Consider the following 612-nt stretch of genomic DNA (forward strand, 5'->3'; position numbering starts at 1 on the left):
GTGTCGGTGTGTTCGAGACAGTCCTTGCTGTAGACCACCCACTCGGTGGCCATCAGCGTGTTGAGCTGGTCATCGACGTCACCGGGCCGGGTGACCCGGTGGAGTTCGCCGGCAGTGGCGGCCTGGCGCAGGGCACTGACCAGGTGTCCACGAAAGTAGTGCGACAGGGCCCGGACCGGGAAGAGGTAGTGGCTGCGCGCTTCGCGCCAGGCGCCATCGTCGCCCAGCGCGCCGCCGGGGACCAGGCAGTGCAGGTGCACATGCTGGCTCAGGTTCTGGCCCCAGGTATGGAGCACCGCACTCATGCCCATCTCGCCGCCGAGACGCTTGGGATCGCGACCGAAGGTGCGCAGCGTCTGCCAGGCGCTCTGGAACAGCCGCCGGTAGATCACCTCGGGGTGCAGCTGGACCCAGCCGTTGAGGCTGTGCGGCAGGGTGAACACGACATGGTAGTAGCGCACTGGCAGGATGTTCGCCTGCTGACGCTCGGCCCACTGGTGCATGGCGCGACCCTGGCACTGCGGGCAGTGGCGATCGCGGCAGCCGAAGTAATGCGGCTGAGTGTGGTCGCAGGCCGTGCACTGCAAGACCGTCCCCCCCATCGCCTCGGTG

1 protein-coding gene is annotated in these 612 nt (G+C 67.8%); it reads right to left on the reverse strand.

The genetic code is table 11. The annotated features are described in order from the left end of the window. Positions 1-612 (reverse strand): IS91 family transposase (locus ACGTN6_RS20870; RefSeq protein WP_394595014.1); only part of this gene is annotated, 612 nt, incomplete at both ends.

The sequence above is a fragment of the Halomonas sp. B23F22_20 genome (assembly GCF_043496985.1).
Taxonomy (GTDB): Bacteria; Pseudomonadota; Gammaproteobacteria; order Pseudomonadales; family Halomonadaceae; genus Halomonas.